The organism is Paenibacillus sp. LBL, assembly GCF_029893715.1.
In the GTDB taxonomy this organism is placed as follows: domain Bacteria; phylum Bacillota; class Bacilli; order Paenibacillales; family Paenibacillaceae; genus Paenibacillus_AQ; species Paenibacillus_AQ glucanolyticus.
Map to the genome: position 1 here is coordinate 12732 of NZ_JARXYU010000015.1, position 26608 is coordinate 39339.

The 26608-nt window shown below is 37.7% G+C and carries 40 protein-coding genes; 17 read left to right on the top strand and 23 right to left on the bottom strand.

The annotated features are described in order from the left end of the window. The first annotated feature begins 3 nt into the window (after positions 1–3). The 9 genes from M2277_RS23965 (at position 4) to M2277_RS24005 (ending at position 8491) form a co-directional block, all read left to right on the top strand. The gene (locus tag M2277_RS23965) at positions 4–1185 is read left to right on the top strand and encodes an SPRY domain-containing protein (protein ID WP_280755666.1); all 1182 of its coding nucleotides are present in this window, start codon (positions 4–6) and stop codon (positions 1183–1185) included. An 85-nt stretch (positions 1186–1270) separates the two neighbouring features. Then, positions 1271–2452, top strand: coding sequence for a discoidin domain-containing protein (locus M2277_RS23970; RefSeq protein WP_280755667.1), 1182 nt, complete (start codon positions 1271–1273; stop codon positions 2450–2452). Positions 2453–2482: 30 nt separating this feature from the next. After that, entirely contained in the window at positions 2483–4294 is a 1812-nt protein-coding gene (locus M2277_RS23975) for a hypothetical protein (RefSeq protein WP_280755668.1), read from the top strand. A gap of 75 nt (positions 4295–4369) precedes the next feature. Continuing rightward, on the top strand, positions 4370–6157 hold the full coding sequence (locus tag M2277_RS23980) for a DNRLRE domain-containing protein (protein WP_280755669.1): 1788 nt from the start codon (positions 4370–4372) through the stop codon (positions 6155–6157). Between the two features lie 59 nt (positions 6158–6216). Beyond that, positions 6217–6603, top strand: coding sequence for a hypothetical protein (locus M2277_RS23985; protein WP_280755670.1), 387 nt, complete (start codon positions 6217–6219; stop codon positions 6601–6603). After that, positions 6600–6983: a hypothetical protein gene (locus M2277_RS23990; RefSeq protein ID WP_280755671.1), complete on the top strand. Its 384-nt coding sequence runs from the start codon at positions 6600–6602 to the stop codon at positions 6981–6983. The genes M2277_RS23985 and M2277_RS23990 overlap by 4 nt, the downstream gene beginning before the upstream one ends. Continuing rightward, entirely contained in the window at positions 6976–7254 is a 279-nt protein-coding gene (locus M2277_RS23995) for a hypothetical protein (RefSeq protein ID WP_280755672.1), read from the top strand. Before M2277_RS23990 ends, M2277_RS23995 begins: the two co-directional genes overlap by 8 nt. Before the next feature lie 140 nt (positions 7255–7394). Further along, positions 7395–8060 (top strand): peptidoglycan recognition protein family protein, encoded by a 666-nt coding sequence (locus M2277_RS24000; RefSeq protein WP_280755673.1) that lies wholly within the window; start codon positions 7395–7397, stop codon positions 8058–8060. A gap of 14 nt (positions 8061–8074) precedes the next feature. After that, positions 8075–8491, top strand: coding sequence for a phage holin family protein (locus M2277_RS24005; protein WP_280755674.1), 417 nt, complete (start codon positions 8075–8077; stop codon positions 8489–8491). 41 nt (positions 8492–8532) lie between these two features. Here the strand turns inward: M2277_RS24005 and M2277_RS24010 are convergent, their stop codons facing one another. The 4 genes from M2277_RS24010 to M2277_RS24025 form a co-directional block, all read right to left on the bottom strand. Further along, a complete protein-coding gene (locus tag M2277_RS24010; protein ID WP_280755675.1) occupies positions 8533–8721 on the bottom strand; it encodes a hypothetical protein in 189 nt (62 codons plus the stop codon). A gap of 52 nt (positions 8722–8773) precedes the next feature. Continuing rightward, positions 8774–9142 carry a hypothetical protein gene (locus tag M2277_RS24015; RefSeq protein WP_280755676.1) on the bottom strand — a complete coding sequence of 123 codons (369 nt, stop codon included), beginning with the start codon at positions 9140–9142 and terminating at the stop codon, positions 8774–8776. Between the two features lie 122 nt (positions 9143–9264). Further along, on the bottom strand, positions 9265–10206 hold the full coding sequence (locus M2277_RS24020; RefSeq protein ID WP_280755677.1) for a copper amine oxidase N-terminal domain-containing protein: 942 nt from the start codon (positions 10204–10206) through the stop codon (positions 9265–9267). A 29-nt stretch (positions 10207–10235) separates the two neighbouring features. After that, positions 10236–10547 carry a nucleoside triphosphate pyrophosphohydrolase gene (locus M2277_RS24025; RefSeq protein ID WP_280755678.1) on the bottom strand — a complete coding sequence of 104 codons (312 nt, stop codon included), beginning with the start codon at positions 10545–10547 and terminating at the stop codon, positions 10236–10238. Between the two features lie 342 nt (positions 10548–10889). Between M2277_RS24025 and M2277_RS24030 the strand changes: the two genes are divergently transcribed. From M2277_RS24030 to M2277_RS24045, 4 genes are all read left to right on the top strand, one after another. Next, positions 10890–11510, top strand: a complete 621-nt coding sequence (locus M2277_RS24030) for a hypothetical protein (protein WP_280755679.1) — start codon at positions 10890–10892, stop codon at positions 11508–11510. 122 nt (positions 11511–11632) lie between these two features. Continuing rightward, a complete protein-coding gene (locus tag M2277_RS24035) occupies positions 11633–12331 on the top strand; it encodes a hypothetical protein (protein WP_280755680.1) in 699 nt (232 codons plus the stop codon). A 23-nt stretch (positions 12332–12354) separates the two neighbouring features. Further along, positions 12355–12807: a hypothetical protein gene (locus tag M2277_RS24040; RefSeq protein WP_280755681.1), complete on the top strand. Its 453-nt coding sequence runs from the start codon at positions 12355–12357 to the stop codon at positions 12805–12807. Positions 12808–13020: 213 nt separating this feature from the next. Then, positions 13021–13170, top strand: coding sequence for a hypothetical protein (locus M2277_RS24045; protein ID WP_280755682.1), 150 nt, complete (start codon positions 13021–13023; stop codon positions 13168–13170). A gap of 291 nt (positions 13171–13461) precedes the next feature. Here M2277_RS24045 and M2277_RS24050 read toward each other — a convergent pair whose 3' ends face one another. Beyond that, complete coding sequence (locus M2277_RS24050) at positions 13462–13851, bottom strand: hypothetical protein (protein ID WP_280755683.1); 390 nt, start codon at positions 13849–13851, stop codon at positions 13462–13464. A gap of 262 nt (positions 13852–14113) precedes the next feature. Between M2277_RS24050 and M2277_RS24055 the strand changes: the two genes are divergently transcribed. Together M2277_RS24055 and M2277_RS24060 are read left to right on the top strand one after the other, a co-directional pair. Next, a complete protein-coding gene (locus tag M2277_RS24055) occupies positions 14114–14515 on the top strand; it encodes a type II toxin-antitoxin system HicB family antitoxin (RefSeq protein ID WP_280755684.1) in 402 nt (133 codons plus the stop codon). 190 nt (positions 14516–14705) lie between these two features. Further along, complete coding sequence (locus M2277_RS24060; RefSeq protein WP_280755685.1) at positions 14706–15269, top strand: hypothetical protein; 564 nt, start codon at positions 14706–14708, stop codon at positions 15267–15269. Between the two features lie 416 nt (positions 15270–15685). On the opposite strand, the gene M2277_RS24065 is transcribed toward M2277_RS24060, so the two are convergent. Further along, positions 15686–15922 carry a helix-turn-helix domain-containing protein gene (locus tag M2277_RS24065; protein WP_280755686.1) on the bottom strand — a complete coding sequence of 79 codons (237 nt, stop codon included), beginning with the start codon at positions 15920–15922 and terminating at the stop codon, positions 15686–15688. 80 nt (positions 15923–16002) lie between these two features. Between M2277_RS24065 and M2277_RS24070 the strand changes: the two genes are divergently transcribed. Next, positions 16003–16341 (top strand): YolD-like family protein, encoded by a 339-nt coding sequence (locus M2277_RS24070; RefSeq protein ID WP_280755687.1) that lies wholly within the window; start codon positions 16003–16005, stop codon positions 16339–16341. 180 nt (positions 16342–16521) lie between these two features. After that, a complete protein-coding gene (locus M2277_RS24075; RefSeq protein WP_280755688.1) occupies positions 16522–17151 on the top strand; it encodes a hypothetical protein in 630 nt (209 codons plus the stop codon). Between the two features lie 396 nt (positions 17152–17547). Here the strand turns inward: M2277_RS24075 and M2277_RS24080 are convergent, their stop codons facing one another. From M2277_RS24080 to M2277_RS24160, 17 genes are all read right to left on the bottom strand, one after another. Next, entirely contained in the window at positions 17548–17805 is a 258-nt protein-coding gene (locus tag M2277_RS24080; protein ID WP_280755689.1) for a hypothetical protein, read from the bottom strand. Between the two features lie 391 nt (positions 17806–18196). Next, positions 18197–19498, bottom strand: coding sequence for a hypothetical protein (locus M2277_RS24085; RefSeq protein WP_280755690.1), 1302 nt, complete (start codon positions 19496–19498; stop codon positions 18197–18199). A 253-nt stretch (positions 19499–19751) separates the two neighbouring features. Then, positions 19752–20216, bottom strand: a complete 465-nt coding sequence (locus tag M2277_RS24090; protein WP_280755691.1) for a crossover junction endodeoxyribonuclease RuvC — start codon at positions 20214–20216, stop codon at positions 19752–19754. Positions 20217–20241: 25 nt separating this feature from the next. Beyond that, positions 20242–21033, bottom strand: coding sequence for a hypothetical protein (locus M2277_RS24095; protein WP_280755692.1), 792 nt, complete (start codon positions 21031–21033; stop codon positions 20242–20244). Positions 21034–21073: 40 nt separating this feature from the next. Continuing rightward, positions 21074–21382 (bottom strand): DUF7352 domain-containing protein, encoded by a 309-nt coding sequence (locus M2277_RS24100; RefSeq protein ID WP_280755693.1) that lies wholly within the window; start codon positions 21380–21382, stop codon positions 21074–21076. Further along, positions 21379–21909: a hypothetical protein gene (locus M2277_RS24105; RefSeq protein WP_280755694.1), complete on the bottom strand. Its 531-nt coding sequence runs from the start codon at positions 21907–21909 to the stop codon at positions 21379–21381. Before M2277_RS24105 ends, M2277_RS24100 begins: the two co-directional genes overlap by 4 nt. Further along, a complete protein-coding gene (locus M2277_RS24110) occupies positions 21824–22072 on the bottom strand; it encodes a hypothetical protein (RefSeq protein ID WP_280755695.1) in 249 nt (82 codons plus the stop codon). The genes M2277_RS24105 and M2277_RS24110 overlap by 86 nt, the downstream gene beginning before the upstream one ends. Beyond that, the gene (locus M2277_RS24115; RefSeq protein ID WP_280755696.1) at positions 22069–22377 is read right to left on the bottom strand and encodes a hypothetical protein; all 309 of its coding nucleotides are present in this window, start codon (positions 22375–22377) and stop codon (positions 22069–22071) included. Before M2277_RS24115 ends, M2277_RS24110 begins: the two co-directional genes overlap by 4 nt. A gap of 17 nt (positions 22378–22394) precedes the next feature. Next, positions 22395–22556, bottom strand: a complete 162-nt coding sequence (locus M2277_RS24120) for a hypothetical protein (protein ID WP_280755697.1) — start codon at positions 22554–22556, stop codon at positions 22395–22397. Positions 22557–22595: 39 nt separating this feature from the next. Further along, complete coding sequence (locus tag M2277_RS24125; protein ID WP_280755698.1) at positions 22596–22940, bottom strand: hypothetical protein; 345 nt, start codon at positions 22938–22940, stop codon at positions 22596–22598. Positions 22941–23540: 600 nt separating this feature from the next. Continuing rightward, entirely contained in the window at positions 23541–23714 is a 174-nt protein-coding gene (locus tag M2277_RS24130) for a hypothetical protein (protein WP_280755699.1), read from the bottom strand. Beyond that, positions 23711–23908, bottom strand: a complete 198-nt coding sequence (locus M2277_RS24135) for a hypothetical protein (protein ID WP_280755700.1) — start codon at positions 23906–23908, stop codon at positions 23711–23713. Before M2277_RS24135 ends, M2277_RS24130 begins: the two co-directional genes overlap by 4 nt. Next, positions 23883–24209 carry a hypothetical protein gene (locus M2277_RS24140; protein WP_280755701.1) on the bottom strand — a complete coding sequence of 109 codons (327 nt, stop codon included), beginning with the start codon at positions 24207–24209 and terminating at the stop codon, positions 23883–23885. Before M2277_RS24140 ends, M2277_RS24135 begins: the two co-directional genes overlap by 26 nt. 3 nt (positions 24210–24212) lie before the next feature. After that, complete coding sequence (locus M2277_RS24145; protein ID WP_280755702.1) at positions 24213–24518, bottom strand: hypothetical protein; 306 nt, start codon at positions 24516–24518, stop codon at positions 24213–24215. A gap of 186 nt (positions 24519–24704) precedes the next feature. After that, the gene (locus tag M2277_RS24150) at positions 24705–25136 is read right to left on the bottom strand and encodes a hypothetical protein (RefSeq protein ID WP_280755703.1); all 432 of its coding nucleotides are present in this window, start codon (positions 25134–25136) and stop codon (positions 24705–24707) included. Positions 25137–25435: 299 nt separating this feature from the next. Further along, positions 25436–25876: a hypothetical protein gene (locus M2277_RS24155; protein ID WP_280755704.1), complete on the bottom strand. Its 441-nt coding sequence runs from the start codon at positions 25874–25876 to the stop codon at positions 25436–25438. A 1-nt stretch (position 25877) separates the two neighbouring features. Next, positions 25878–26600, bottom strand: a complete 723-nt coding sequence (locus M2277_RS24160) for a metallophosphoesterase family protein (protein WP_280755705.1) — start codon at positions 26598–26600, stop codon at positions 25878–25880. Between the last annotated feature and the right edge of the window lie 8 nt (positions 26601–26608).

The following is a 26608-nucleotide window of genomic DNA, read 5'->3' on the forward strand; positions in this document are numbered from 1 at the left end:
AAAATGACGATAGTGAAGGTTGTTCTTGATCCGACAACTGCATCAGCAGGAAACCAGCTGAGTAATGGTGGATTAACTGTCACGACAACCGTATCATCAGGCCACATCATAGCCACACATGGCAAAACATCAGGAAAGTATTATTGGGAAGTGAGCTTGGTTAGTGGAGCAATTACAAATGGACAGGTTGGTATAGGAAATAGGGCGTTCTTAGATATCGCCTACAGAAAAACTAGGGGTATAGGTGGATTTTCTCCTGTTGCTGGAGATATAATCGGCGTAGCTTTAGATATGGATAATTATACAATAAGATATCATAAAAACGGGACAGAAATGTTTTTTGATACAGAGAACTTTGATTATTTTGGCGAGGTTTATCCATACCTTGGTAGCAATTCTACAGCTACCAAAACCTTCACAATCAATTTCGGAAGCACAACTTTCCGCTTTTCTCCACCAGAAGGATATGAACCTTATGTAAATTACCATGTCCGTAAGGTGTTATTTTCTCCCAATGATAAAGAATACATCTCGTTTCCAAGCGCCAGCAAGTTTGATGTTATACCTAAAATGACTTCAAACACTGCGCCATTGGGAATAGCGTTTGGAGACGCATCATCAACAATTGCATGGTACGCATTTAACAAATCGGAAACTCCTAGATATTCAACAACAAATTTCTCTTCTGGATATGTTGGATATGAATTTGTTGATCCTATATTAATAGGGAAATACGATTTGAATGTAGCACTAGACAAAACTTTAAAAGATAGGTTTCCAAAAAGTTGGAGATTTGAGGGGTCAAACAACCTTACCGACTGGACTGTTTTGGATCGACAAACAAATATCATATGGGAAGATGAAGTAAACACGAAAAGTTTTTACTTGAATAATGTCGATAAATTCAAAGCATATAGAATTTATGTTACTGAACATCATGGAGGAATAAGTATGTTGATCAGCAATTTAAAGATGTATGAATATAAAGAAAAAAAAATGGTCAAAATCGACCATCTAAATGAAGATGTTTTTTTAAGGTGTGGAATGGGGGGGGATATCTATCCAGTAAGTGTAAATGGAATCAAAGAGATTACTTCTAAAAAAAATATTCTAGGATCTGGTAGCACGTTTGAACATGTTGTCGATCTTGGAGAGCGGAAAACAAACAAGATAACGTTTCAGTAAGAAGCAGTGCTTAACTTCGCTGCTTCTTTTGTTTTGCTTAAAAGAAATGTTTTATTGAGGAAAATGAAGATAGGAAGGTGAGAGAATGGCTACAGCAAGTACAGTTAATGCAATACCTAAAATGACTTCTAATACTGCTCCGAGTGGTATTGTGAGTGCAAGTAGCTTTAACGCTTTAGGACAAGACCCTTGGAAGGCTTTCGATAGTCTAGTAAATTCGAACTGGAGGTCAAAAAATGGTGAACCTTTACCTCAATGGTTATCGTATGAATTTACTAGTCCTATTATTATTTCTGCATATAAGGTTACGATTGGAAGTACTTTTATCTACACACCAAAATCTTGGACATTTGAAGGAAGTAATGATGGTTCTAATTGGACTGTACTAGATACCAGAAGTAATATAACTAATTGGTCACTTTCATCATTTCAATTATTTAATTTCTCCAATACGACAGCCTACAAAACTTACAGGATAAATTTAATAGAAAATAACGGTGGCTCGTTTACAGATATATATGAATTAGAAATGTATGAAATTATATTTGACAATAAATTCTTGATTCTATCAGAAGATAGTAATTACTATTCGATAAAAACAAGCGACCCCTATTTAAATTTAATACCACCTATGACTTCAAGTACAACGCCACAAGGAGTTGTTTCTTCGAGTTCAGTAGAAGGGGCAAACGCTGCATATAAAGCGTTCGATAATGTATTCACAGGGAATGGATGGATTGCAGCTAATGGGCAACTTAAAGATCAATGGCTTGCGTATCAATTCAACGCTCCTACAGTCATAAATAAATACACAATTACAGAACAGTACGAAAAATCAGCGGCACCAAGAGATTGGAAATTCCAAGGTAGTAATGACGGTGTAAATTGGACTGATCTAGATACGCGAACAGGGGTCACAGGTTGGTTACTAGGTGTGAAAAGAGAGTTTGAATTTAATAATAGCAAGGCATATTTAATTTATCGAATCTTCATAATGTCAAATGACGGTAACACATATTATGTAAGTATAGGCGAAATGGAAATGATGATAAACTACATTGGATTAATATCTATCGAAGGTCAAACTTTTGCCGAAGACGTTATTATTAAAAAAGGGATGGGTAAACAGACGACTGTAGATATGAACAAAGTTATACCAGAAAAGATATTTATCGATTCTGGAAGTGAAGTATTAGGATCGGGCAGATTGTTCAAGAAATCAATTGACACATCAAAAGTAACAATAAAAAACGTTCTCATTGAATAAAAAGATGGTTATAGAAAGGAGTAAAGATATATGAGGTTTGACGTAAGTTACAAGGGTTTTGAAAGTGTTACTGCCTTCGGAAATACTAACCAGACACAAGGCCATATGATCGAAGTGGATAGAGATATTATTATAACATCCGTTTATATGTATAGAGGTAGTACTTCATCGACCATGAACGTAGCACCAAGAATATACAATTCAAGCAATCAGCTAATCGGAACATCCCCTAGTATTTCAACTACTGGTGCCATGCAAGGGAATTGGATCAAGTTCACTCTTACTAATCCTGTCACAATGAAAAAAAATGAGAAGTACAAACTACTGTTTTATTTTGACGGTAGTAATCCTATTGGTGGTCAGGGTGGTTTTTCAGATGTTAACTTAATGAAATTATCGACAAGTGATAATAAGACTAACTTCACCATTATTGACGGGTACTTCGTTGGCGGCGGTGACATTAATCCATCGGCTATTAACAGGACATATCTAATGTCTTTCGGACTCGATTTCTATTATTACGTTGATGTTAATCGATCTTTTGTTTTTCATGAAGGGGTATATAAATATTTTAATAACATGTGGGTTAGTTTAGGTTCCACCGTTACGGAAAGTGATTATATCAACTACGGGATGGAGGATATATCTATTGTACCCGAAGATGCTTGGGAGCAATTGCAGGGCGACATAGAATTTTCCTATTACACTGATGCTGTTAACAAAAATGAAGTTCTATTTAACATCGTAACAGAACCATTCACGCTCGCTGAAGAATGGGAAGACCAAACCATTAAAATAATTGAATACTCTGACGATCCCAATAAAACGGAGTCTACGGTCACCATTGAAACAGAAAGATTCTATTTTGATGATGAGATTATGAACGCTGTTGATGTTTTATACTATACTGACGATCCGCGAAAAACAACTTCTGAAATGGAAGTTACAGCTAACTACAGTCCGCTAGATGAATTAGGCAAAGATCCGAGCTTGTTTATCTGGACAGGTAATGAAGATGAAATGGACAATAAGAACCTTAAGGTTACTGCTTTACCACATCCAAAACTAATAAAACAAACAAGAGACATACAATTGGATGGTGACCCACGCAAACTCGAACTGATTAATTCGCTAGCTGATGATGGGAAGATAAAGGTTTTGTTTAGTGGCGATAGCGGTGCTTCTTGGAAAACAGTTAAAATCCGCTTTGATGGGAAGCCTATTATTAAAACTATTGACATTAATGACATCGAAAAGATTAAGATCCATGCTTGTTCGCCATCAGACATTCTATTATTCGGAGAGAACGAGTGGAAGATGGTTTCACCAACTGGAAAGATTCGATTTGCCTACTATTTTGAGCAAAGAGAAATTACGGATGTAGCCAAACTTGATGCGCTCTTTACGAATGAGTTTTCTGTAAATGAAGCACAGACAATCAATGCTATAAATGTTGTATATGACGCTATTGATAAAAAATACTATGGACTTATGTTCATGGATAAGACACAGAGCTATTATTCCACTAGCGCCGGTGAAATTCTTCAATATCTAGATATGGGTACCTTGATTGCTGGTCAGATTGCTGATCCTGTAGAAGTCTTCCTGATGAACACTCTCAATTATGATGTCGCAAACCTGAGATTATGGGTGAAGGAATCGATTGACGAAGTGAATGTTGAGATTAGCGAAACAAATAACCCCTTTATTGCCGTAACGGAAATCAACCTCCCACGCTTAAACAGCGGTGATACAATCTCATTCCATGTTCGAGTTGTATCCAAGAGAGCTGCTAAAACAGGGGGGAACTTCGATATCATGGTAAAATCTGATCCAGCCTAATGAAATGTAAAATATCACAATGCAATGTGATTGTTTGTTTTACTCAATACAATGAGGAATAGGAAGTGATTTGTTTTGGAAGGATTTAACGAAATACGGTCGTCCATTACAGTAAGACCGCTTGACCGTATGCAAGGTAAGGTTAAGATAATAGCGGTTGATGAAAAGGACATCCGTTCGACTGCGTTAATTAAGCAAAAAAGTGAGCTGATTGCCGAAGTACAAATTTATTCGGACACAGTTATCGATACAATAACTTTTCCACCTATTTATGGTAATCAGAGAAGATCAAGGCTTAACGTTAAGTTTAGGAACGATATTAAATCATCTATTGGTATCAAGCCAAACGGAAAGATGTCAGGTATCGTTGACGTACTTGAGCCACCTAAAATTCATCATTCATTAGAACCTATTAAAGACGCTTTTATCCGTGAGAGTATAAAAACGTTAAACTATGGCTCTGAGCAAACCATGCTCTTTGGTCGTTCTGATTTATTGAATGAAGTCTATCGTGGATTTATGGGATTCGATCTTTCCATGATACCGAAAGGACAAACTCTAAACAAAGCAGTCCTTAAGATATACAACACCACTGCAAGGCAGAAGCTGAGAGTGGGTATCTACGAAGCATACAGCGATTGGGCAGAGAAGAGTGTCACTTGGGTAAACCAACCGCCAATTGTACGGAATATTGCTATAGCAGAGTTTGGAGATAAAGAAGGCTACGTTGAGATTGATGTTCTGAAGGCCGTTAATAGCTGGGTGAATGGTTTATCACCAAACAATGGGTTTATCATTCGTTCAATGAATGAAGCTATAGATCAAGTCCTTCAGGTATATACAAAAGAATATTCCAATCCAGACTTCCGACCAAAGTTGGAAATTGAGTATTATGATCCTAACATTCCGAGTATTGCCAAACGTGAGCTGCCTGGTAATGCCTATGTATTGCATAGGAACGATTTCCGTTCATCTCTCGAAGTACCAACTTATGATGAAAAGAGAAATCTGCGAAGTCGTATTCGAGTAAAATCAGCGGACACTATGTTTATCAATGGGTTTATATCTAAGACATTGATTCATTCGAGGGTCGTTGTAAGACGGACGAATAAAGAAGATTTCGTTAGTACTATTACGGTTAGGCAGATGGGCCTTAAAGAATTTGATGCGAAGGTCTTCGCAAGCAAACCAGCAATGGTCAGTAGGTTGCAGATTCCGTATGAAGAGATGTTCCCGTCTAGACTGACAGTAAGGGTTTCTGATGATTACGATTTGAAATCAAGATTTAATATCAGTCGAAATCACATGTATGGTCGCTTTATCATCCCTAATCGCAGTGATCTCAATGGTAAAATCCATGTCGCTCAGCATCTTGATATATCAATACCGTCTCAAATCAAGATCATTAGAGAGACAGTTTACTGCAATATTATCGTCAGAAGAAGTGATGAGTCTAACATAGACGGCTCTATCATGATCAGACGGCAGGGCGTAAAACAAATACCATCTAAGATTAGTGCAAGCAAGCCAACCTTGATTTCTAATATTGGTGTAGTGTTTTCATCGTATTTCCCTGGGACGATCAATGTTAAACGGTATGATAAGAAGGATTTGACTGGTGAGATTTTCGTCCTGTTTAGGTCTGATCTACCAAGTAGTCTTCGGGTTATCGGTGCTAGCACAATTCCTGGTAGTATCCTGGTTATATCTGGTGATTTGAAATCGTCCATCTTTGTTCCGTACAGCGGGTCAAGCGATCTTAGAGGTAAAGCCACTGTTCGAGTTCTGAACATCAGCGAATTGGTAAGTACAATCCGCATTGGTGGCGAGCTGGATGATGGAGCATATGTGTTCATTATGTAAAGGGAGTCTTCTTAGGCTCTCTTTTTTATTATACAAAGAAGGGGATTGGTGTTAATGTCATGAAAAAAATCAAACAGTATTTTAAACATGCAAAATTTAGAGCAATTGAATTGACCTTGATGGGGATCTCGCTATTTTGGGGAATCGTACTCATGGTTCCAACAAATACATTTGATGGGTCATCGGCTTATAATTCGATGGAGCAGTTAGCCCCTGAAAGCGTATGGTCAGGCTTGATGGTGATTGTCGCTATGTTTCATTTTTTTGGCATGCTAAAAGACGATAAGATGGTTCGAAGAGTTGGGCTTATACTAGCAGCTGGGCAATGGTATTTTATTTCTTCAATGATGGCTCTTGATGCATCTGCATCAACAGAGTGGGGAGTTTATTTTATAATCGGCGTACTAGCAACATGGTTGTACGGGAAAGTTGGTGGACAAAAATGAGCAGTGTAAACGATGTTCTTATATCTGCCGCAAGCAGCATCGCAGGGATGATCGTTACAGGGGTTTTCGGCTTTCTTGTTGCAAAACAAAACAGTAAAAAGGACATCGCAATTAGTGATAGGGAACAGTTGTCTAAGGATGAGCAGGAATTCAGGGCTAAAATCATTGAGAGAATGAATCTATTGCAAGAGCAAGTAGACAAATATCATCAAAAGAGCATTGAGTTAGAAGAAACAATTGTATTGTGGAAAAACAAATATGTAGAACTTGATAAAGAATGGCGAATTAAGTACACAGAATTGGAGATGGAGAACAAGCAATTGCAGAATAAAGTGTATGTTCTGGAAATGCGATTGAAAGAAGCTGATCAGAATGCGTAAATCATTGAAGAAAAGCTTAGAACATACAATCTCCATTGATGAATTCAAGGTATCTGTGCTGATTGTGTGTTTACTTGGAACGATGGTTGCCTGCCTTGTTGGTTATTTCAAATACGGTGAAATATCAGATAACTTATTGCAGTTAACTGAAACGTTAATCTTTACTGTCGGTGGCGTTAACGCAGTGCATAGTGTAGTGGCAGCCGTATCTCAAAATAAGAAAACTGATGAGACTATACCGCAACCTTATAACGAAGAATCAGAAAAGTAATTCAAGAAGAGGACTGAGGGCCATTGCCTTCGGTCCTTTTTATATTCACGAAAGGAATGATTGATATGAGTTTTAAGATGAAATATTCAATCAACTCGAAATACCTAGGAAAACCCTCTAAGCGGCGTGGGGGAGACGCAATGAGCAAGGTCGTGTTCATTGTTGCTCATGACACTGGAAATCCAAACTCAACGGCAGCTGGCAATATAAACTACTATCAAAACAGTCGTAACGAAATCTCTGCATCGGCGCATTTATTTGTAGATGATAAGGAGATTATCGAATGCATCCCTACAGGTCTTCTGGAAATGAAGGCAGAGAAAGCTTGGCATGTGCTTTACAATCTCACAACTGACAACAAAATGTATGGGGTTAATGCAAATGATTGTGCAATTGGTGTTGAATATTGTTTCGGGTCGAACATCAATTCTAATGAAGCATATGCGCGGTTTATTTGGGTCATGGCTTACCTTTGCTACTTCTATAAACTAGATCCTGCTAAAGCAATCGTTGGTCATCACATTCTTGACCCAGGCCGCAAAATCGATCCTAAGAATGGTCTTTCGAAATGCGGTCGCACTTATGAGCAGATGCTGAAGGATGTTGTCACGGAATACAAAGAATGCACAAAGGAAGAATCCAAAGGGGTGTCGGACGTGAATCAAGACGAAAAGATTTATCAGGTCCAGAATCAAATCAAGTATCTCTATTCATTGTCGCAAGGGGCTGACAAGAAAAAGGCTGACTGGGCAAATGCCTGCTTGTTGAAAGTATATGATTCTATGAAAGAAAAGAAACTACTTTAGGAGAGTGAAATAAAATGGAATTCATTCAAGAGAACTATGGTGTCATTGTAAGTGCTATCGTTATGGTTATTGCAGTATTGCTAGCGTTTGTTGTTCTTCCGTTTCTGAAAAGCAGAGGTGTAAACATCGCAGGTGGATCGGCTACAGTAGCAGAAATCCTCAAGCTTCTTCGGATCATCCTGAAGAATACAGACATGGACTCTAAGGCAAAGAAAGATGCCGAGAAGGTGCTTGAGATAGCCGAGGTTTCTGTTCGGTATGTAGAGCAAGTGTCCAAAGATTTGACGAATGATGAGAAGAAAGCAATGGCTGTGCAAACCACGCTTCAAGCTTTAGCATCGATGGGGATTGTTGTGAATGAAGATATGATGCAGTTGATTGAGGTTGGTATTGAAGCAGCCGTTAACCTCTTGCCAAAAACGAACGCTTAAGATAAAAAAACGCCCCTGTGAAAACAGGGACGGTATACATATTATGAACTAATCATATCCTTTGTGATATGTTTGGCTAAGACCTCTTCTAAATTGTCTGCTACAACATATTGAGAATCCAAGGTTTTGATGATTTCTTTTCTAACTAAACTTCTTATAATTTCTGCTGAAGTATTGTCATCGCAAACCCGTACATAGCTGATACTAAATGATTTTTTTCTTCTACCCATAATGACTTGTGACTCCTTCATCTTGTTAAAACATGAGTTTTATCAAGAAATATTAGCTGTTTTCTTTGTTTTTCTCTAAATCTGCTAGCGAGTATGTAACTACTTCACTCTTTACACCGTCAGAATCGCGCCAACCTCTCCAACGCCTACCTTCATCGCGGACCCTAGGAAGAGATGTTCTTAACTTATTTCTATGTTTCTCAGAGTTTTTTCGTTTGTTTATAATAGCTCCGCTGTTCTTATGCACGGGTTGTTTATCGAGATTTTTTCTCTTATTTTCACTTAACTTTTTCCCAGCAGTACCTGTGACTACATTGTTTATAGCGTTTAACTCTTGCCTGGCTTTCTCCATCGCTTTTTTCTTCTTTGCTTCACTCTTGATAATCTCGTCCCTATCTTTCATATTGGTCGCTATTTTCATCGCCCCCTATAGCAAGAATCGCCTAACCAATAAAGGTCAGGCGAAACTCGGATGCCTATAAAGCATTACCAACAATAGTATAGCACACTTGCACTACCTAATGAAAGATAAATTAGTGGATACTATAGCTTATACTCTGAAAGCAAACTCACATTGTACTTGTCGTCAGGATTAATTGCATAGACACGCACTGTTTTTTCGTTGAAGTCATACATCAAAGAGATAGCAGGCACACTGACGTGATATGTACCATCGCCATTGTCGGTGATAGCACTCATATGGAATGCATCAGGATAGAAAGGAGCATCGAAGTCTAAGTACATTATAATCCCAATTTTGTTCTTGTTGTACTTTGTATGTAGAACATTAGCCACTTCGCCCATAACTTTGTGTGGATACTCTGAGCCAGTAGAGATTAGTGCTTTCATTTGACTTAGATCTTCAATGTATACACCTACGTTAAATAAACCAGTGGTGTTAGATACTGTTAAATATCTAAGGTCATAAATTTGCTTGCTGTAGGAAACAGTTGAGAAATATGAATTGAGATAATTCGTAATCTCATCATCGGTAGCGCTACTAACTTGGGTAACTGGTGGTTTGACAGGTGGCTTTACTGGTTGTGGCTGGGTTGTGTTTCCTTGGTCAGAGAAGTTTCTAATCTCGATTAGATTACCTTTAATCCCGAGATAAGAACCAGTAGATTCACTGATAAATCTAAGCGGAACAAACACACTTCCATTAACTACTTGTGCAGGAACATCTAGTTTAATAGGGTTCCCATTTACATAGGCAGTTTTACTGCCAACAGTTAGAACAATTCGTTTTCCGTTTTTAGTGCCGGTGATTTGCTTCTTTTGTTGGTTCCATTGAACAGAGATACCAAGCTCTTTAAAGATCGGTTTAAATTGAACCAAAGTAACTCCATTCTTAACAACAGGGTTTTGGTCGAAAAGAACTGCTTGTCCGTTAACGGTTACATTCTTTCGAGCATCAGCACTGACAGCGCTAGAAGATATCGCAAGCAAGATAGCAGCAGTAGCAATAGCGATTTTCATTTTCATCTGAAATTCTCCTTTTTTACTTAAGTCTCTCAATCGTAAGTCCTTACTAAATAAAGGTTATTATCGAATCCTCCATTTGAATCCACTTTAGCCTTTCGAATTTCTTCAAGTTTCTCTTGGGAAACACCCTTCAATCTTGCAATTGCATATACAACCTCTAAAACGTCTGCTAGCTCATTAACGTCTTCTCCGTCATTGAATTCATCGATTTCTTCAAGTAGCTTCTTCTTCAGGCCAACAAGGAAGTCATCGTCATTCAATTCGTGTACTTCGCATTTCTTGCCACTCTTTTCAATGATTGAAGGGATGTTGTCACGGATAACTTTATTGTAATAAATCAAGAAGAACCCTCCTAAATTAAATCGGTTAAATATGCCTATTTAATTATACTTCTCAAGGATTAATTGTGCCACATTATTCCCTAGTTCGCCGGTCATTCTTTGTACATTGATTTTAGTAGGATATATACGTATTATTGTGTGCGATAATTGGGGAAGTAACTAGGTGAAATCATTGATAGCTTTCTATTATGAAATATTCACATGGTGTTAATTTAACAATAATAAACCTTATCTTTACTTGTTGGAAAATTGTGCTACAATAGTCTTTAGTGCCTAACTTTGAGGGCAAATGCTCTGAAAAATATTATTGCCAATTTTTGATCTTGGGGGGAGTTCTGAGGAATGAAGAAGAAACCGTTTTACACTCGTTGGTGGTTTATATTTATCGTTGTTTTATTTATTATTGGAGTACTTAGTGATCCAGACAAAGATAAAGCTGAACCAAAAGCAAAAGATGTTGTAGCTTCAGAAAAAACAGATACTGCCGATAAAAAAGCTGAAGACAAGAAGGAAGCTGATCCGAAGAAAGAGGAACCTAAGAAAGAGGAACCTAAAAAGGAAGTAGTAAAAGAGAAACCTAAGACTCCTAAAACAGTTGCAAGTGAGCTGGCTGCCGATAAGTTTGAAAAAGTAGTTAGTGTAAATTACAATTCTGAGAACGGAAGAGTATACATAAAGGCGCTAGGCAAGGATAACTTCACCACTAATATGATCCTAGACGGTATGAGAATGGATATGATTAGCATTCTAAAGGAACTTAAGACTTTCAAGGAAGTATCTAATGTTGAGTTCAATATTTTAATGCCATTGGTTGATGCTTATGGAAATGAAAGTGACGATACAGTGGTGTCGGTTGAAGTTAGCAGGGAGACTTTAGATAAGATCAATTTTGATAATTTCCGACTGGACAGCCTTGAGATGGTTGCAGACCATTGGTGGGTACATCCAGCAATGACTAAGTAATATCATTAAGCGGAACGCTGTGGTATACTTAACTAGCCTATATGAATAACAGTTTCCAAATATCCACCTTTAGCCGTCAGTTGGGGAACTGGCGGCTTTGTGGCTTCAGGAGGGTCTATTAAATGGAGTTACATAACATTAAAGACTTAGAAAGCGGCATACAACTCGTAAAATCAATGTATAATGAGAAATTCATTACGAGTTTTGACTATGAATCTAAGGAAATGGAACGATTTAAAGGTTTAAAGCTTAATGGATCACTGGCAAGTAATATAGATTTCATTAGTAGCCTTAGTTACATCGGTTTCTTGTTTGAAATTATCAGGGACTGGAATCCTACAGGGACAGATTTGCCTAAGCCTATATTAGATGAGCTTTTCGAGTGGGAAAAGAATGGTGGTCAATGCATATACCTGTCATTCCTGTTGTATGCTTTGCTAAGAAATGACGGGATCAGCGATTCAAATATCACTTATTGCCAAGGGATGTATTGGCATAAATGCAGGGATGATAATCCATTAGGGAAGTTACTTGGTGAAAACCAATCTGGATTACATGCTTGGTTAGAAGTCAAAGGCGCAATTGTTGACATCTCAATCGGTCAAGAGGAACAGTTCTTTGATTTCAAGGGACCTGCAATGGTCTTGGGAGAACTACCTTCAGGTCTGGACTACTATGGCTTCAGGGAATCAAAAAGTACACCTAAAGAGTACGCAAGGAAAGCGGCTAGGAAAATGGGGTTAACATATGTAGAGTGGGTAAGTACTCATAAAAGGGAAGCGCTGAAAAGGTACATAGACCATTTAGAGGGCTTAAAATAAACAATAGATGAGGAGTTAGCTAAATGACAAACGATCAACAGTCTTTAGACAAAGACGACCTGGTTAACATCACCGGCAGCCTGGTTAATTTTCAAGACTCAGCATTGGTGTTATCGGTTGTGTTCGGCCTTACAAGAGGAGAGATTGAAAACCTTCAGGTTAGCTCTGTACATTCGGGTCATATTGATTTGAATGATGGGCAAGGCACCAGGTCGTTCAGACCTGAAGACCAAGACTTAGGCTTAATCCAAACCTTGAGAAGAGCAGGGGAGGAAACAGAGTGGTATACTGAAAATGGTCTAAGAGGAACAACAATAGTTAAGTTGATTGAAAAAGGTACAGTCTTCAAATCGGGTGTTGGATTGGATTTTGATATCGATAATCGCTTAAGGCAAATAGGTAGCTGGCTCGGGATGAAACCATACTTAGGCTATGATAACTTAAGAAACACTGGTAAACAATTAGGTTTATTCTAAGGTAAACACGAACATTGTTTCAAGAAATAAGATTGGCCAACTTCTCATTACCGAACGATCGCAACCAGGTTCCGGAAATTTTGTTCGGATATAAGTAATAAGAGAACTAATTTTTCATATTTGGTTATCGCTTATTTTTGCTGGGTACAATGATTATTAGGGAAACCTTCTTCTCAATAACCGGCATGCCGGCATAAAAGGTGGAATTCATTTATGAATTTTAAAGAAATGCTTGATCGTTTAGAAAGTGAAAAAAGTGAAGTTAACAAATCTGAAGTAATGAACGCTTATAAAAATTTGCTTAGAGCGATTAATGAAACCGACCTGGTTGATCCAAACAAATTAACGAACCAAGAAGTATAATTCCAATTACTGAGGATATACTGATTATGACATCGCGTGGTGTCACTCAGGTTATGAGAGAAAGAGCCGTCCGATTGTGGGCGGCTTTCATGTAAACGTACTTGCTTCTCTAGTGAAAAGTGTGATATATTCGATTTGAACATGTGTTTGGTGTGAGATCCCCATTCCCACACCTAAGACCACCCAACTCCCATATGGTGGTCTTTTTATTTTGTTGGAGAGAGTTAGACATATGTCCAAAATACGACTTTTGTTCATATATCAGTTTTAAAATAGGAACGCATGTTCCCGTCATGTGGCTGATTTCTTTGTGTTTTTAGTATTAACGTCCATTCCTATATGTAAAAGCAAGTTTCTCCAACTTCCGTTAAATGGTTTGGTTAACCTAGACGGTGAAGGTTCTAAACTTAATTCAATATAATTTTTTCTGCTAACGATCTCTGGGTGGCTACGTAAGTGTGTTAAGAAAGTATTCGTTGCTTCTTCCTTAGTAAGCATCGCTGGCCTGTTGGGAGTGAACCCTGCGGCTGATATTGCATCGTTCCATGAGCCGAAAACTTCCTCAACAGCTGTTAGAGGTGGACCATACTTCTTAGCATTGTATTCCCAACTAGACAGGCTATTAAAGTCCTTATTGAATTTCTGGATACCATCTATTATTTGCTTTTTAATGTGTTCCATATTATCTCTACCCTTCAAGTTGACCAAATATGAGACAAAAATAAAGAGTAGCCCATCTCTTGGCGGAGAATTTTTGTGTGGGCTACTCTTTACCGCTTGGTAAGCGGCTCAGTGGTGTTTTAATCATATGCCATCCTCTTATATCATGTCAAGTAATTCCACATAAATCCATTATGCTATTTAACACGCATCGTTATGCGTGTTATTTACATGCGTAATGATGCGTGTTATTATTGAATTAAAACATTTAAAGGGTGATAAAATGTCTGACGGTGCCTTTTTATATCCTGCCGTGATTGAACATACAACAGATGGATTTAGCATTTACTTCCCAGACCTTCCAGGAACAGCTGTGTTACATTCTTCAGAAAGCCATGCAATTCTGAACGCCAAAAGCTTATTGATCTCAAGGTTGGTCGAACTCGCTTACAAAAATGAACAACTTCCCTCCCCTACCCCTGCTAAAGACATTGAACTGTACAACTCAACGGATCGCATTGTTTATATTGAGTGCAACATCTTACCTTATCTTGAGGGTTATAAAAACAAATCCGTAACAGTCAATTGTACCGTTCCAATGTGGATGAGGGATGCAGGAAAAGAACTAGGAATAAACTTTTCCCTTGTATTGCAGCAAGGCCTAAGAGACGCATTAAAGATGTAGCCCCAGGTTGTTCATTGTTTCCATCTAAGAGAATTAAACATTAATGCGTTAACGCTTCTCAGTTTTAATCAAATAAATAATCCATTCTATTTATTGCATTTTAATTAATATGAAAGTAAACTATATGTTGTAAGTACAACAAAGAATACGCCCGATGACTCACAATATATTGAGAAGGCGGTCATGTCCAATGTCATTGTTGCAGTTAAAAATTGAATTGCAAGATTTACGTAAAGAGTTGGGAGAAGTACAAGGTGGAGTTTCTGCACATCTCTTAAAGAAAGCCGAAACCCTTCAAGCTAGTGCTTTTAAAGCATTTAGCGATAAACTCTCTCCTCTTGGTTTTGAGATAAAAGAGAGTCAGTCTCAAACGCAGATAGATTCCAAATCGTACACTGTGAAGAAGTTGACAGCAACATATGGAGGGCTTTCATTTGAACTAGAAGCACCTGAGGTATCTGCTCCATACATGGGAATTTTAAACCCTATTACATTCAGGGATAAGTCAAACAAAACCGAAGTTGGGATATGGCTTCGTAAAGCAGATGGCCCGAATTTTTCCCGAAGCTACACTGTACCGGCAGATGAGGGTGAAAAACTAAAGCAGGAAATATCTTACGCTAAAAAAGACCTCGAAGAACTTAAGGAGTATCTTGCCAACATTGAGGAAGCAAAGGTTCGCTTTTACTTCGCTAAAAATGACCGAAATGCCTACGATAATTTTGAGGATATTCTAAACATTTTAATCAAGTAACAGAAAAAAGACCGCTGATATTCTCGTTAGCGGTCTTTTAGTTATCGCTTATTAATCGCAATTTGGACATCCATTTTCTTCGTATTCTTCGAGAGGTACCATTGAGAAGCATTCTTCACATTCAATGTACGAGGTATTATCCATATTTAACACTCACCTTTTTCTATTTTTTCATGTTCCTTGCTACTTTACTTAATCCAATCAGCAAACTCTCGCATGAATCTTTTCGTTTCTTTTATGCTGTATGGATTAAACAAAGCAAGCACTCCAACACAAAACCCTGTTAAGGCCAAGGCACTGTTTTCGCCAAATATCAGGCCTAACACAAACAACGCCAAACAGACAGAACACAGCGCGAATAATATCGGTGTTAGAACATTCTTGTTCATAAGTAGTCAACCCTTTCGTATCTCTAATCAGTTTTGTTTTTTATATACTCTACGCCATTCTTTTTTTAACCCTTCAGGAGATAATCCAATAATCTCTGCTATGGATTCAAGGCCAACATCGCTCATATCTTTTTCGATTTTTTCAAATTGCCTGACTTCATTCAAAGTCATATTCATTTTATAGGCCACTTCTTTTTGTGTATACCCCTTAGCCCTTCTAGCCTTGACTATTTTTTCGTGCAGATGTTTTTCAGGAGTTAACATTAACACTCACCCTTGTAATTGATTTTTATAATACACTTCATTATAATAAGAACAAACGTTCTTATTGGAGGGCCTTCATCATGTCTAAGAAATTGAATGGAAATGGTTTATATGAAAGTTCAAGGTTTATCATGCCAGAACATCGTGAAGCATTAATTGCTCATGAAAAAGAGAGTAATAAGCGCAGTATGCCTGTTCTAGACTGGCAGGAAAAAGAACTAATCAATTTGGTACTGCTTTATTCATTGCATGCACATGAAAGAGTACGTATCAATGTGTTTGATCCATACGAAGACAGAGAGTTGATTGGATTTGTTACAACCATCAACAACTATCTGAAGGAAGTTAAACTATGTGTAGGTGATGACAGATATGAAAGAATTAAGTTCTCAGAAATCGTTTCGGCAGCTTACCAATAAAAAAGTATAGCCACTAACATCGTTAGTGGCTATAAAGTACTCAGCAGTTTGCATACACCTATCCTTTGACGGATACAATAATTATACCACGCCTATACATTATATGGCAATTTACCAAGCAGAGATTATCGACATTTCTCCGAATATAATGTAAAATAGTAGCAAGGCGGTGATGTATCGATGAAGTACAACATACCAGAAAAATACACTGGATATAAACCATTCCCTGACGAACCAGACGAGAAAGAATTTGAGATCACTGGCACCAGCTTAATGCGTACAATGAAGCATAATAAGACTCGTATCGATAACAAGTGGCGCAAAAGATATGGTTATGAAAGACAAGAAGTTTCATTGCACGGACTAATTGTTCGGAGTCCAGACTTCGGGAATCTGAACGGGTATGTGGGAGTCCCTAGGGGTAATGTATTCCATGGCAAGGAGATACCATACTTATTAACAGGCAGTCAAAGTTTATACTTTCTGAACGTACATGGCGGTGTCACCTTCTCAGGAAGTGGAGGAGAACATCGACAGCTAAACCACTTCAAGCTTATGAAGCCTGATCTATGGTATATCGGATTTGACACAGCGCATGCAAATGATTTAACTCCTCGTGTATATCAAGATCTTAAGGAAATGGGGAGAGATCCAAGCTTCATGGGTACCTATAAAGATATTGATTATGTAGAGCGTCAAGTCAGACGACTTGCTACACAAATAATTTCTGACAAGAACTTTAATGAAGTTGAGTATGAAGAAAACGATTATAGCATGTTTGATATATTTCAGGTTATAGGGAAACTTTAGTTGAATTTAAGGCGTTACCGTGTGGTATCGCCTTTTCGTTTGCCCTACACATTATAAACAAATATCAAATTAACATCCTGTAAACGGTCAAAGAAAACATAATTCACTAATTGATTCTTAGAAATGTACAATCTCTGTGTAGGATGATTGCATATTTCACCATTACAATCACAACTCCTTGCTTCGATCATTGAATCTTCGCTTCCCTCCACTGGCCTAAATCGGCAGAAAGGTATTGTGGCATTAGATATTATGCCACCCTCTGTTTGCACTCTGAAGGTAACGAAATAGCACAAATGATCATTGATCTTTTCAATCATATTTTCAAGTGATGTTACATAAGGTATTGGTAGCATCAAAAGCTTCCTCCATTTTACAATTCATTCAAACAAACGTTTAAACCCAGACCTCTTTGATTACAGGGTCGTCAATTTGACTTCTGTCCATTTTGACCATATGTTGAGGAATCACATCATATATCTCTTCGTATGTTGATTTAATAACCACACAGTTGGTCGGTGAATTGAGATCGAATAACCTAGCCACGAACATTCCTGGGTAATCCTTCGTATCGTTGTTGTAAATCACTATCATCGGCATCTTCAGATCAGAAACATCTAGGTTTTCGAAGTTCTCCAATTGTAAGTCGCTCATTGTTGTATCCTCTTCTTGATAATTTTGTTTGTTTTGGGGTATAATACAGATAGGTAAGGAACAAGTGCATAGACCGTTGGGACGGTCATGCTAAGTATGTTGTCAAAAAGTGGCTCACCTAACAACTTCTCAGGGCGGTTGGGTGGGCTACTTTTTTGTCATTTTATCGACTAAGGTAATCATCAGATTGACCAGTTGAAGAATAATACTGACAATATAGTAGATTACTTGCTCCATACTCAACACCCCCTTACCTATGAGATGTTGAGTCCCAACCGCACTATGCACTTGTTCAAGTTAATTCTATCATATTTCTCCAGTTTTTAAAATTCTCTTTATCTAATTTTATGTATAAAAGAGAAGAACCGCCTAATAAGCGGTCCTCCATTATCTAATGAACTGTAATAAATCCATCTCGTTTAACGATGTTTGGATTTTGTTTAATGAATGTATTGATTTTATTGTGGGCATTTGTACCCCAATCAACTTTATCCTTTGTTAAATCTCTCAACATAGTTACTTTTAGCTTTTGTCCGTGAGCGCGTATAGTGTCCTCGATGATAATTGATTCTTTTAATAATTTCTCTGCTACTTCTTCTCTCTCAGCTTTAGTCAAACCGCCTTTTTTTGCAGGCAAGCCTGTCGATTTGTCTTCCTTTTCAGACACAGGTTTATTACTAATTGCAATACTTCTTTCCTCATTAACAGGTTTATTACTTGATTTCTCTGCAAGCTTTAATTTAATTACTTCTCCAATTGTAAAAGGTGGATTTTCTTTCTTCTCATGAACATCATCATTCTGAACTAATGGTGAAATATTAGATTCTTCTGCTATTTCTAAACTAGTAGCTATTTCTTTTTCAGCAAGTTTGGCTGCCGGTTCAACTAAATTTATTTCTAACTGCTTCTTCTCTTCGGTTATGGGTGAAGCATTCTGATCTTTGATGCTACTATCTTCAGCTACTATTACTGGTTTAGTCGAAACCGACACTGTAGTATTTGCATACCTTGAGCTATTATAACTATTAGTTGTTGATACTTGCGCAGTTGAAGTGTAGCTTGGCTGTGTAATCAGTTTTGATTCACGGCTAATTTGAGTATCCTCATTGGGTTCTTCGATCACTTCATGACCGCTGTTTATTTTATTTTGTCTTTTTTGATATGATGTTTCATAATCAGTGTTCGCTATTGTTTCTATTAAATCAACGAATATTCTTGATTTGTCCATATTACTAACTTCATTAAGTATCTTGCTAAGAGTCACAACCCCATAACTACCCAGTATATTTCTCAATCTTGATCTACTATGTGCAGAAACTTCTTCGGAATTTAATTTACTGCATTCCATAAAATACTCAATTATGTCATCCTCTTCTTCGCTTTGGATGTGACCAAAACCATAAAGAGTCCAATGTCTTAAAATACCTACAAAATACCTGAAGGACTGTTTATTTCTGTGTTTTTTTGATAAAACGTGTATAGCTTCTTGCATCCATAAGTATGCTGGTAAACCTTTTGCTTTTAATGACCGGTAATATTCAGCTATACCCTCGCCTTCAGCAATCGTCATTCTAGGAAAGAATCTTCTATATACCTTTGTTAGTATGTCAATTTCTTGTCCCTCGTCATTTGGTCTTCCATACTTGTTGTCATAATACTTTTGCCAAGCCTGTATGTCTAGTTGAGTCTCCATTCGCATTTCCTCCTAGTAGGTATAGGACCTTTATAGCTAATATAATATAAAATAGCCTTTAGTCGATTTTTATATTAACATATTCGACAAAATATGTCCCTCCTTTTTATTTTATTTTACTCCTTTAATTATGTTTAGCTAATTGGAATTATACACTTTTAAACCTTATAAACATATAAAAAGCTTATGAAACAAGGAATTTCCGCATCTACTAGATGAAAAAATTACCATTCCATAAGCTCCCTATTGTAATTTACCAAACTATCTTTTTATTTCTGATTAGCCAAGTCAAACCAATAGCAAAGGCATCCGATTCATCTTCATTATTAAAAGATACTTCAGGATACTTACGTTTGATTACAGCTTGGACCTTCTGTTTAGTGGCGTTCCCGACATTGGCTATCTCTTTTTTTATTTCTTTTGGAGAATAATAAACCTGTTCATAATTGTGGAATAGATAGTTAACCACGCCATGTGTCTTATACAAGACAGCTGTTGCAGTTGGGAACCGATTGAAAGTCCTTTCTATCACAATTACACTTGGCTCGTATTGAAGAATAATCTTTTCTAATTCCAGTGCTAAGTGTCTCAGGCGAATGCCGTGACTATATTTATCATTAGTTGGAATAGAAGTAATAAGAGCCGGTTCCAGGGTGTTGAGATCAAACACAACAACCCCTGAACAACTCATTGATAAATCTAAGGCATATAGATACATTAAACCATCCCTATTTTACATTTCATTAGATGCTAGTCTTACTAATCTGATTAAGCGCCATCCACCCATTAAGGCTATGAATCGCAATGCCTGCCACATGTGGAGCTTGGTTATACTTACGAGTTATTGTACGCATATCCAAATTTAAATCCTTAATGCTTTTATCACAATAACTTATCATAGGCCCTTCATTAACAGGGATAGTTTCCATTCCAACGACAACATTAGCATATGGTTTATAGAAGGCCATCAAATCCAATGTCGGCTGTATGATCGTAGTCAGGCTGTTCGGCCCTTCTATTATATTCCGATACGACATAAGAGCAACGTGATCATGGGAATTCATTACGGTTAACAGAAATTCTTCTCCAAGATTATGAAACCAAAATGGCATTGCTGCGGATACTGGAATTTCTGCATAAGAAGCGTAAGTTTTAATCAAGCTAGTCCAACGAGAAACAAGTTCTCCCTGATTTGTTATCCACTCAGGAAGAGTGTATGGCTCCACATCTAGATGAACGCCACAGAACATTTCATCTATTTCACATGCCCGATTGTACTCATGCACTAAATCAAGAAAACGAAGTGCATACTGTTGATTATTAACCCAGTTAGATGCTCCATTTGTAGCATGCGCTCTTATACCGTTTCGTGTTAAGCTTTTAATTAATGAGCGATATGCAGAGCGGTCAAATGTAGTAGACATAGTAAATTGGAGATAAATATCCGTAACGCCTTGAACAGCCATAAAACGTACATACATGTCGGAATTCTGGCAAATATCCGTAAAGTTCCACATCCAAGTTGCTTTTTTCATTATATATTCTTCCTTCTCATTTTAGTATTTCGTGCTGTCATTAACCCAAAGCCCTCTCAATAAATACTGTCTTTGCAAATACATGCGATACCAGTTGATCATTGTCGGTCATTACTGTATCAATGAAATGGTACTTTCTATAGTCTTCATTTGAGATTGTCCATCCAGTACCTACAACCAAAAATTCAATCTCAACCGAATCGTTATACGTTTGGTCAACAGGGACCATAACATAAGCAACAATTCTTTCTCGCTGATTCTTGACCGAAATCACTTTTGAACCAATAGGAAATTCAATGGTATTTCGAACGAATGGCAAGTCATATTTGTGAATTGTATAATGCATCATGACACCTCATATATCTCAAAATATTCTTTAAATACTTTACTATCATTCCAATTGCCCATTTTGCTCCTAGAGACTTCTCTAAGGCACTTCAACTCATCTTTTACTATCAAGCAGCCATTCATCTCAGTTGCTTCATAAACCTTGCCAAGCTCAAATATGAGCGCACCACGATTACCCACTACTTCCTTCTTGCATTTAACTAACAAAGATTCTTCCTCTCTTCTTATGACCCTACCCAAACGTTTAACAGTTATAGGTATTGTACGTATCGCTGTGTTTATTTCTGGGCGAATATACAATGGTATCTCTTCTATGTTAGTTTGTTTATTTGCCTTTTGCTTTGCCCAATTGTCGAGACGTTGACGCTTATATTCTTCTGTATATTCGTAGCTCCAACTAATTAGCCTGGCGTTCCCCTTCCCACCAGTGACATAGAAAGTTTCACTCATTATATTTGTTAGGTGCTTGATCCCATGTATCGAACCAATTCTTAAGGACGTAGTAATGATGATATTCTTGTTTGCCATCGAATCCAAAATCCTGCTGAGCAATAGATTCGCCCTTGGCATCCTTCACAATTATAGCGTCACAGATAGTCATCGGTATCCATTGATAATCTTCGATATACTTGCCATACCAGATGACAAAGTGATACCACTCTGCTTTTGTTACTTCTCTGTACTCGTTCATACGGTTACCTTCCATCTACTTAGTCTGAACATTACCTTCCCTTCTTTGATGCTGAATCTCACTTCGAAGTCGGTGTTTAGTCGATATTTATCTTCGAACGCTTTCGGGAAGACAAAATCATTATTCTTACGAACCTTTGCGCCGATGTTGGATTGGCTTTTTTCAAAAAGGAAGTCGCCCTTGCCATTTGTTTTGATAGTCAATAGGCGATTGGAGTTTAGATCAAGTACTTCCAAGCAATCCTTGGGCATACGGATATAAGTTCTGGTTCCAGCCTGTCTGATAGGCACATTAATATTACTCAATACTTAATCTCCTTAATTCACGTAGTTTGGACAAACACAGTCATCATGTCACTGGACTCTCTTCGCCATCCATGAACCGTATAGATGTATTCCTTACCGCCTTTTGTTTTTACAGATATCTCTTCAGGCACCCCTCTGCCATACGGGGCATGAATTAAAAGTTCAAACGTTCCAATCACAACTGCGCTCTCCTCTCAGAATGAAATAAAATTACACTTTTAATTAGAATTGAATTTCGATATGCTGGCGTTTGCATACCAGTTTTTCTTCCACTCATCAAATCCCTTTTGAGATTGTTCGGATACACTTCCATCAAAATATTGCGGAACAATTTTAAATGTCCTCACAAAATTAATCACACATTCCTCACAAATATCGAATAGCCATCTTTGGCCTTCATACTCGCTACCTTCTTTAAAAGCAATCGAAAAATCATAGGCGAAAGTTTCCCAGACATAGAAATCAACCTGTTCTGGCTCAACAGTTTTACCGCATTTATTGCAAGTTGTGGAAACATGAATTAGCTTTTCTTCTGTCACTGTTTCCTTTTTATAATTTTTCACTTTAGCCACTCCTTCCTATTTAGTACTCTTCAGACGACCGAGTGCATCATAAACGGAAACTATTTTTGCGTACAGATGTTCTCTGTTTTCGGATTCTCCAACACAGATAGATTCACCGTATTCATAGCAATCATTTAGATACCATGGATGCACTTCATTCACTGACTTGTTTCCTAAGCACAGCATGAATTTATAGTTATCGTCTTTCCAGTTGTGTGTGATGTGATATGTGTTACCGTCATCGCATCTTATATAATCAAGTACCTCGATCAATCTTAGCGACCTCCCCGATATTTAAAGCCTTGAGTCGTTTTGAAGTAAGACAATGCCATACTGCGAACCATCTGATTGAACAGCCTTTGCTTTTCGTCATCTGCATGGTGATCGTGTATTTCAATATTTCCGACACACTCTTTCCCGTTGCCATGTGCATATTGAAAGTCGTATAGCCTGCATACATTACACGTCTCGCTATACTCATGAACAACGTGCTCGTGTACGTCCTGAGAGACAGTCATCTCATTGCCACAAATTGGGCAGGTTTCTACATTCATATTATACTATTTATCCTTTCATTAGCTTTTAGGTTATTACTGGTAACTAGATTTTCCCTTTGGGGATTTGCTGATCTAGAATATAAATCTTTTCATTCTTCATGTCATATGCGGCGGTCAAAGTGCAACCATCATCGAAAACGATGTGTCTCATTTCAACTACTTTTCCATCTAGCTCTTCCCACTCAAAAGTTGCTATTACCTCAAAGAATGGGTTCATTTGCCTTCACCCAATTCTCGAAGATGAACCATAATACCAACCTTAGCTTCCTCAAGGTGATGTTTGAGACTGTCAATATTTTGGATTGCTAACTCATAATCAGAGTGGTGTACATTTCTTGCTGAAAAAGCACAGAGTCCAGAAGCTGCCAGAAGATGACTGAGAATTTCATCTTTCATTTCTTTTCTTACCATCCTTGCTTTCACCTTCTTTATTAAATTCATAGATTTTCAATGTAAAAATTGTTCGACAAATAGGGAAAACTAACCCTAAAATCGCTGGTGGTATATCGAAGATCATTCGAAGCAAATGGTACAATCGAAGAGTCTTCTCATATTCACCTATAAATACGATTTTGTATCCTTTTAAAAGTCCATTTTCTGATGTTTCACTCCATACATACCAAGCTCTAAGAATGAAGTAAATAGTATATAAACCCCATAGCGTCATACCCCACCAAGGTAGTTCAGTAAATTGCGTCCATAACCAGTGCATGAACTATCCAACCTTTCTTTTTTGAATCTTATCTGCTAATGTGCTGTACTTATTTGGAAGGTTAATGATTGTCACTAAGATCGTGTCGTGAAACAGGTAGATTTTACGATTATAGATCCTGATGTTGTTTGCATTACGCTGGCTTAGATAAAGAGAATCCATAAATCTTCTTAAGCTGCCTGCGGTATCTGAATGCTTAATACCGTAATCTAACGCTTTCTGTGCTAGTTTATCAGTCAGTTTTTTGCTTAGACCCAGACGATCTTTTGTCCGTTGCTTAGCGTGGTTAGTAGTAATCACTTCGCTCATACAAATGTTCTCTCCCTTCAAATAGACAGCTAAAGTTAACTCCTTGATACCAACTCTCAAAATCTATGACATCATAATTTAGAGGATCGTTTACCCAAAAACTCATTCCAGGTAGCGCATGATGTGTTACTCGGAACCATGAGCCACCTTTCATTCTTCGATACCAACGATAAGTATTCAATCCCATTAATACCACCAACCATTAATTTCAGTAGATAAGATATCAAAGAATTCTTCCTTATCATGGTCGCGGTCTCGTTCAGCTTCTTCCCCTGCCTGCGACCACCTATCAAAATCGGGATGTTCTCTGTCAACTGTATACTTGCCTTTTTTGATTTGAATGAAAGCCTTTGTATCAATCCCTTTAACTCTTTCATGATAGTAGTTGTCGTCTATCAATCTTTGTAGAATTGCCTTAGCTTTACGAATTGACATTGCAGAGATGATAAAGCTATCATCCTTGATAAATGTTCTTTCCATGTCTGATAACTTGTGATGAATGATTTTATAAAAGTAATGTTCGTCAAAGTTCTTGTCACGGTAGACCACCGGCATCCAGTAGAAGATATTACGTACACCTTCGAAAAAGGATACTATCGCACTAATTACTGATTTCAAATTGGAACCCCCGTTATTCTTGTCTCTGAATAAAGAATCTATCTCTCACGCATACAATCACGTATCTCTTAAGGCATTTAACACAAAGCAACTCGCCGTTCGGCAGCCGAATCCAATGCTTTTTATAATGAAGTAGCCTGCACCAATCTTCAGAATTGCATATTTTTTTCAGTAGTCTTCGCCCAAAATGTTGAATAGGATTGCCCCCAGACTGCCAAACACAACAGTTACAACAACACCGATCCAAAAACTTTCCCAATGGATGGATTGGAAAAACTCAGCCATTTACATTCCCTCCCTTAAAATGAATATCCAACTCTTTCCCAGATGAATTTGCAGTCAGGACATTGCCATTGAGTTGTTCTATCTAGCAAAGCATCGTAGATCCCAATCTTACGCTTCCAATAATATGGCGGTGAATAATGTTCTTTGAGGTTGTCTGGTATCTCAAGGCCAATAAGATCAGTCCCACAATTTTGACAGTACTCTTCAGGTCTATAATCTTTGATATCAAAAGAGAGTGCCGCCTTATGATTTGGCAGGTAGAATGTGCTTACTTCTTTGAACTCGTTTATAAATCGATTAACCGTTAGCACATTTCTATAGATCATTGTCCAATTCCCATTGTTGTCTCTAGCCGAAATATCTCCCGACTTAGTTGTTCTTCCAATATACTTTTTATTTTCAGTAAAGTACTCGGTACTCCCTCCTGAGAAATGATACAGATACATTTTTACCATGCTATTCTCCCCCGATCTCTCCACGTTTTACAGAATATGTTTCGTAACCGTCTTCGTGTATTTCAAGACAGTTTAGCTGCCTGCCATATGCACAAGCCCCATCGATTCCAACTTTGTCACCGTTATCACTGAACCAAATATCCGAGGAATCGTGTATGCTGGCTGTCGGTGTATGTCCAAACACCACGGTTTTTTCAAGATTGGTTTTGTTCTTTATAAATAGATTTCTGATCCAAATGAACTCTTGCTCGTCTTGCTTCTTCCAGTCAGTGGCGAATGGGTTTATTCCAGCATGCACAAATATATGATGGTCTGTCTCATAATACAGTGGCAGTGAAGCTAAGAAAGCTAAATGTGATTTGTAGTATTTCAGAACGTATTCCTTAGCTTCCTCATAGGTGTGCCAGTCGAAATGTTCTTCAAAGAAATCTAACCCACAATAACTTTGTATCGTTGATAATCCCCCATTGTTCAACCACATAGCGTCATCTTCTTCGTTGTTGCCAGTAACGGCCTTAATCATCATGTCATCATGATTGCCTAAGAGAACAATAGCTCCCCATTTGTCATGAAGTTCCTTGACTCGTTCGACAACCTGTCGGCTCTTTTGTCCGCGATCAATATAATCACCTAGAAGTATCAACTCATCTTGACCTGGCTGATATTTCACCTTTTGAAGTAGTAATTCAAATTCGTCATGGCATCCGTGGATATCGCTAATCACTAAAGTCC

Coding starts and splice junctions, on each gene's coding strand:
- M2277_RS24145 (WP_280755702.1), bottom strand. CDS start 24,518: ATGAGCGAAGTGATTACTACTAACCACGCTAAGCAACGGACAAAAGAT.
- M2277_RS24095 (WP_280755692.1), bottom strand. CDS start 21,033: ATGAAAAAAGCAACTTGGATGTGGAACTTTACGGATATTTGCCAGAAT.
- M2277_RS23990 (WP_280755671.1), top strand. CDS start 6,600: ATGAGCAGTGTAAACGATGTTCTTATATCTGCCGCAAGCAGCATCGCA.
- M2277_RS23975 (WP_280755668.1), top strand. CDS start 2,483: ATGAGGTTTGACGTAAGTTACAAGGGTTTTGAAAGTGTTACTGCCTTC.
- M2277_RS24005 (WP_280755674.1), top strand. CDS start 8,075: ATGGAATTCATTCAAGAGAACTATGGTGTCATTGTAAGTGCTATCGTT.
- M2277_RS24050 (WP_280755683.1), bottom strand. CDS start 13,851: ATGGAACACATTAAAAAGCAAATAATAGATGGTATCCAGAAATTCAAT.
- M2277_RS23995 (WP_280755672.1), top strand. CDS start 6,976: ATGCGTAAATCATTGAAGAAAAGCTTAGAACATACAATCTCCATTGAT.
- M2277_RS23965 (WP_280755666.1), top strand. CDS start 4: ATGACGATAGTGAAGGTTGTTCTTGATCCGACAACTGCATCAGCAGGA.
- M2277_RS24105 (WP_280755694.1), bottom strand. CDS start 21,909: ATGGCAAACAAGAATATCATCATTACTACGTCCTTAAGAATTGGTTCG.
- M2277_RS24155 (WP_280755704.1), bottom strand. CDS start 25,876: ATGGTAAAAATGTATCTGTATCATTTCTCAGGAGGGAGTACCGAGTAC.
- M2277_RS24065 (WP_280755686.1), bottom strand. CDS start 15,922: ATGTTAACTCCTGAAAAACATCTGCACGAAAAAATAGTCAAGGCTAGA.
- M2277_RS24100 (WP_280755693.1), bottom strand. CDS start 21,382: ATGATGCATTATACAATTCACAAATATGACTTGCCATTCGTTCGAAAT.
- M2277_RS24130 (WP_280755699.1), bottom strand. CDS start 23,714: ATGAACCCATTCTTTGAGGTAATAGCAACTTTTGAGTGGGAAGAGCTA.
- M2277_RS24030 (WP_280755679.1), top strand. CDS start 10,890: ATGAAGAAGAAACCGTTTTACACTCGTTGGTGGTTTATATTTATCGTT.
- M2277_RS24135 (WP_280755700.1), bottom strand. CDS start 23,908: ATGGTAAGAAAAGAAATGAAAGATGAAATTCTCAGTCATCTTCTGGCA.
- M2277_RS24040 (WP_280755681.1), top strand. CDS start 12,355: ATGACAAACGATCAACAGTCTTTAGACAAAGACGACCTGGTTAACATC.
- M2277_RS24140 (WP_280755701.1), bottom strand. CDS start 24,209: ATGCACTGGTTATGGACGCAATTTACTGAACTACCTTGGTGGGGTATG.
- M2277_RS24060 (WP_280755685.1), top strand. CDS start 14,706: ATGTCATTGTTGCAGTTAAAAATTGAATTGCAAGATTTACGTAAAGAG.
- M2277_RS24010 (WP_280755675.1), bottom strand. CDS start 8,721: ATGGGTAGAAGAAAAAAATCATTTAGTATCAGCTATGTACGGGTTTGC.
- M2277_RS24110 (WP_280755695.1), bottom strand. CDS start 22,072: ATGAACGAGTACAGAGAAGTAACAAAAGCAGAGTGGTATCACTTTGTC.
- M2277_RS24080 (WP_280755689.1), bottom strand. CDS start 17,805: ATGAGCGACTTACAATTGGAGAACTTCGAAAACCTAGATGTTTCTGAT.
- M2277_RS24075 (WP_280755688.1), top strand. CDS start 16,522: ATGAAGTACAACATACCAGAAAAATACACTGGATATAAACCATTCCCT.
- M2277_RS24035 (WP_280755680.1), top strand. CDS start 11,633: ATGGAGTTACATAACATTAAAGACTTAGAAAGCGGCATACAACTCGTA.
- M2277_RS24070 (WP_280755687.1), top strand. CDS start 16,003: ATGTCTAAGAAATTGAATGGAAATGGTTTATATGAAAGTTCAAGGTTT.
- M2277_RS24020 (WP_280755677.1), bottom strand. CDS start 10,206: ATGAAAATGAAAATCGCTATTGCTACTGCTGCTATCTTGCTTGCGATA.
- M2277_RS24085 (WP_280755690.1), bottom strand. CDS start 19,498: ATGGAGACTCAACTAGACATACAGGCTTGGCAAAAGTATTATGACAAC.
- M2277_RS24055 (WP_280755684.1), top strand. CDS start 14,114: ATGTCTGACGGTGCCTTTTTATATCCTGCCGTGATTGAACATACAACA.
- M2277_RS23970 (WP_280755667.1), top strand. CDS start 1,271: ATGGCTACAGCAAGTACAGTTAATGCAATACCTAAAATGACTTCTAAT.
- M2277_RS23985 (WP_280755670.1), top strand. CDS start 6,217: ATGAAAAAAATCAAACAGTATTTTAAACATGCAAAATTTAGAGCAATT.
- M2277_RS24015 (WP_280755676.1), bottom strand. CDS start 9,142: ATGAAAATAGCGACCAATATGAAAGATAGGGACGAGATTATCAAGAGT.
- M2277_RS24000 (WP_280755673.1), top strand. CDS start 7,395: ATGAGCAAGGTCGTGTTCATTGTTGCTCATGACACTGGAAATCCAAAC.
- M2277_RS24090 (WP_280755691.1), bottom strand. CDS start 20,216: ATGTATCTATATGCCTTAGATTTATCAATGAGTTGTTCAGGGGTTGTT.
- M2277_RS24045 (WP_280755682.1), top strand. CDS start 13,021: ATGAATTTTAAAGAAATGCTTGATCGTTTAGAAAGTGAAAAAAGTGAA.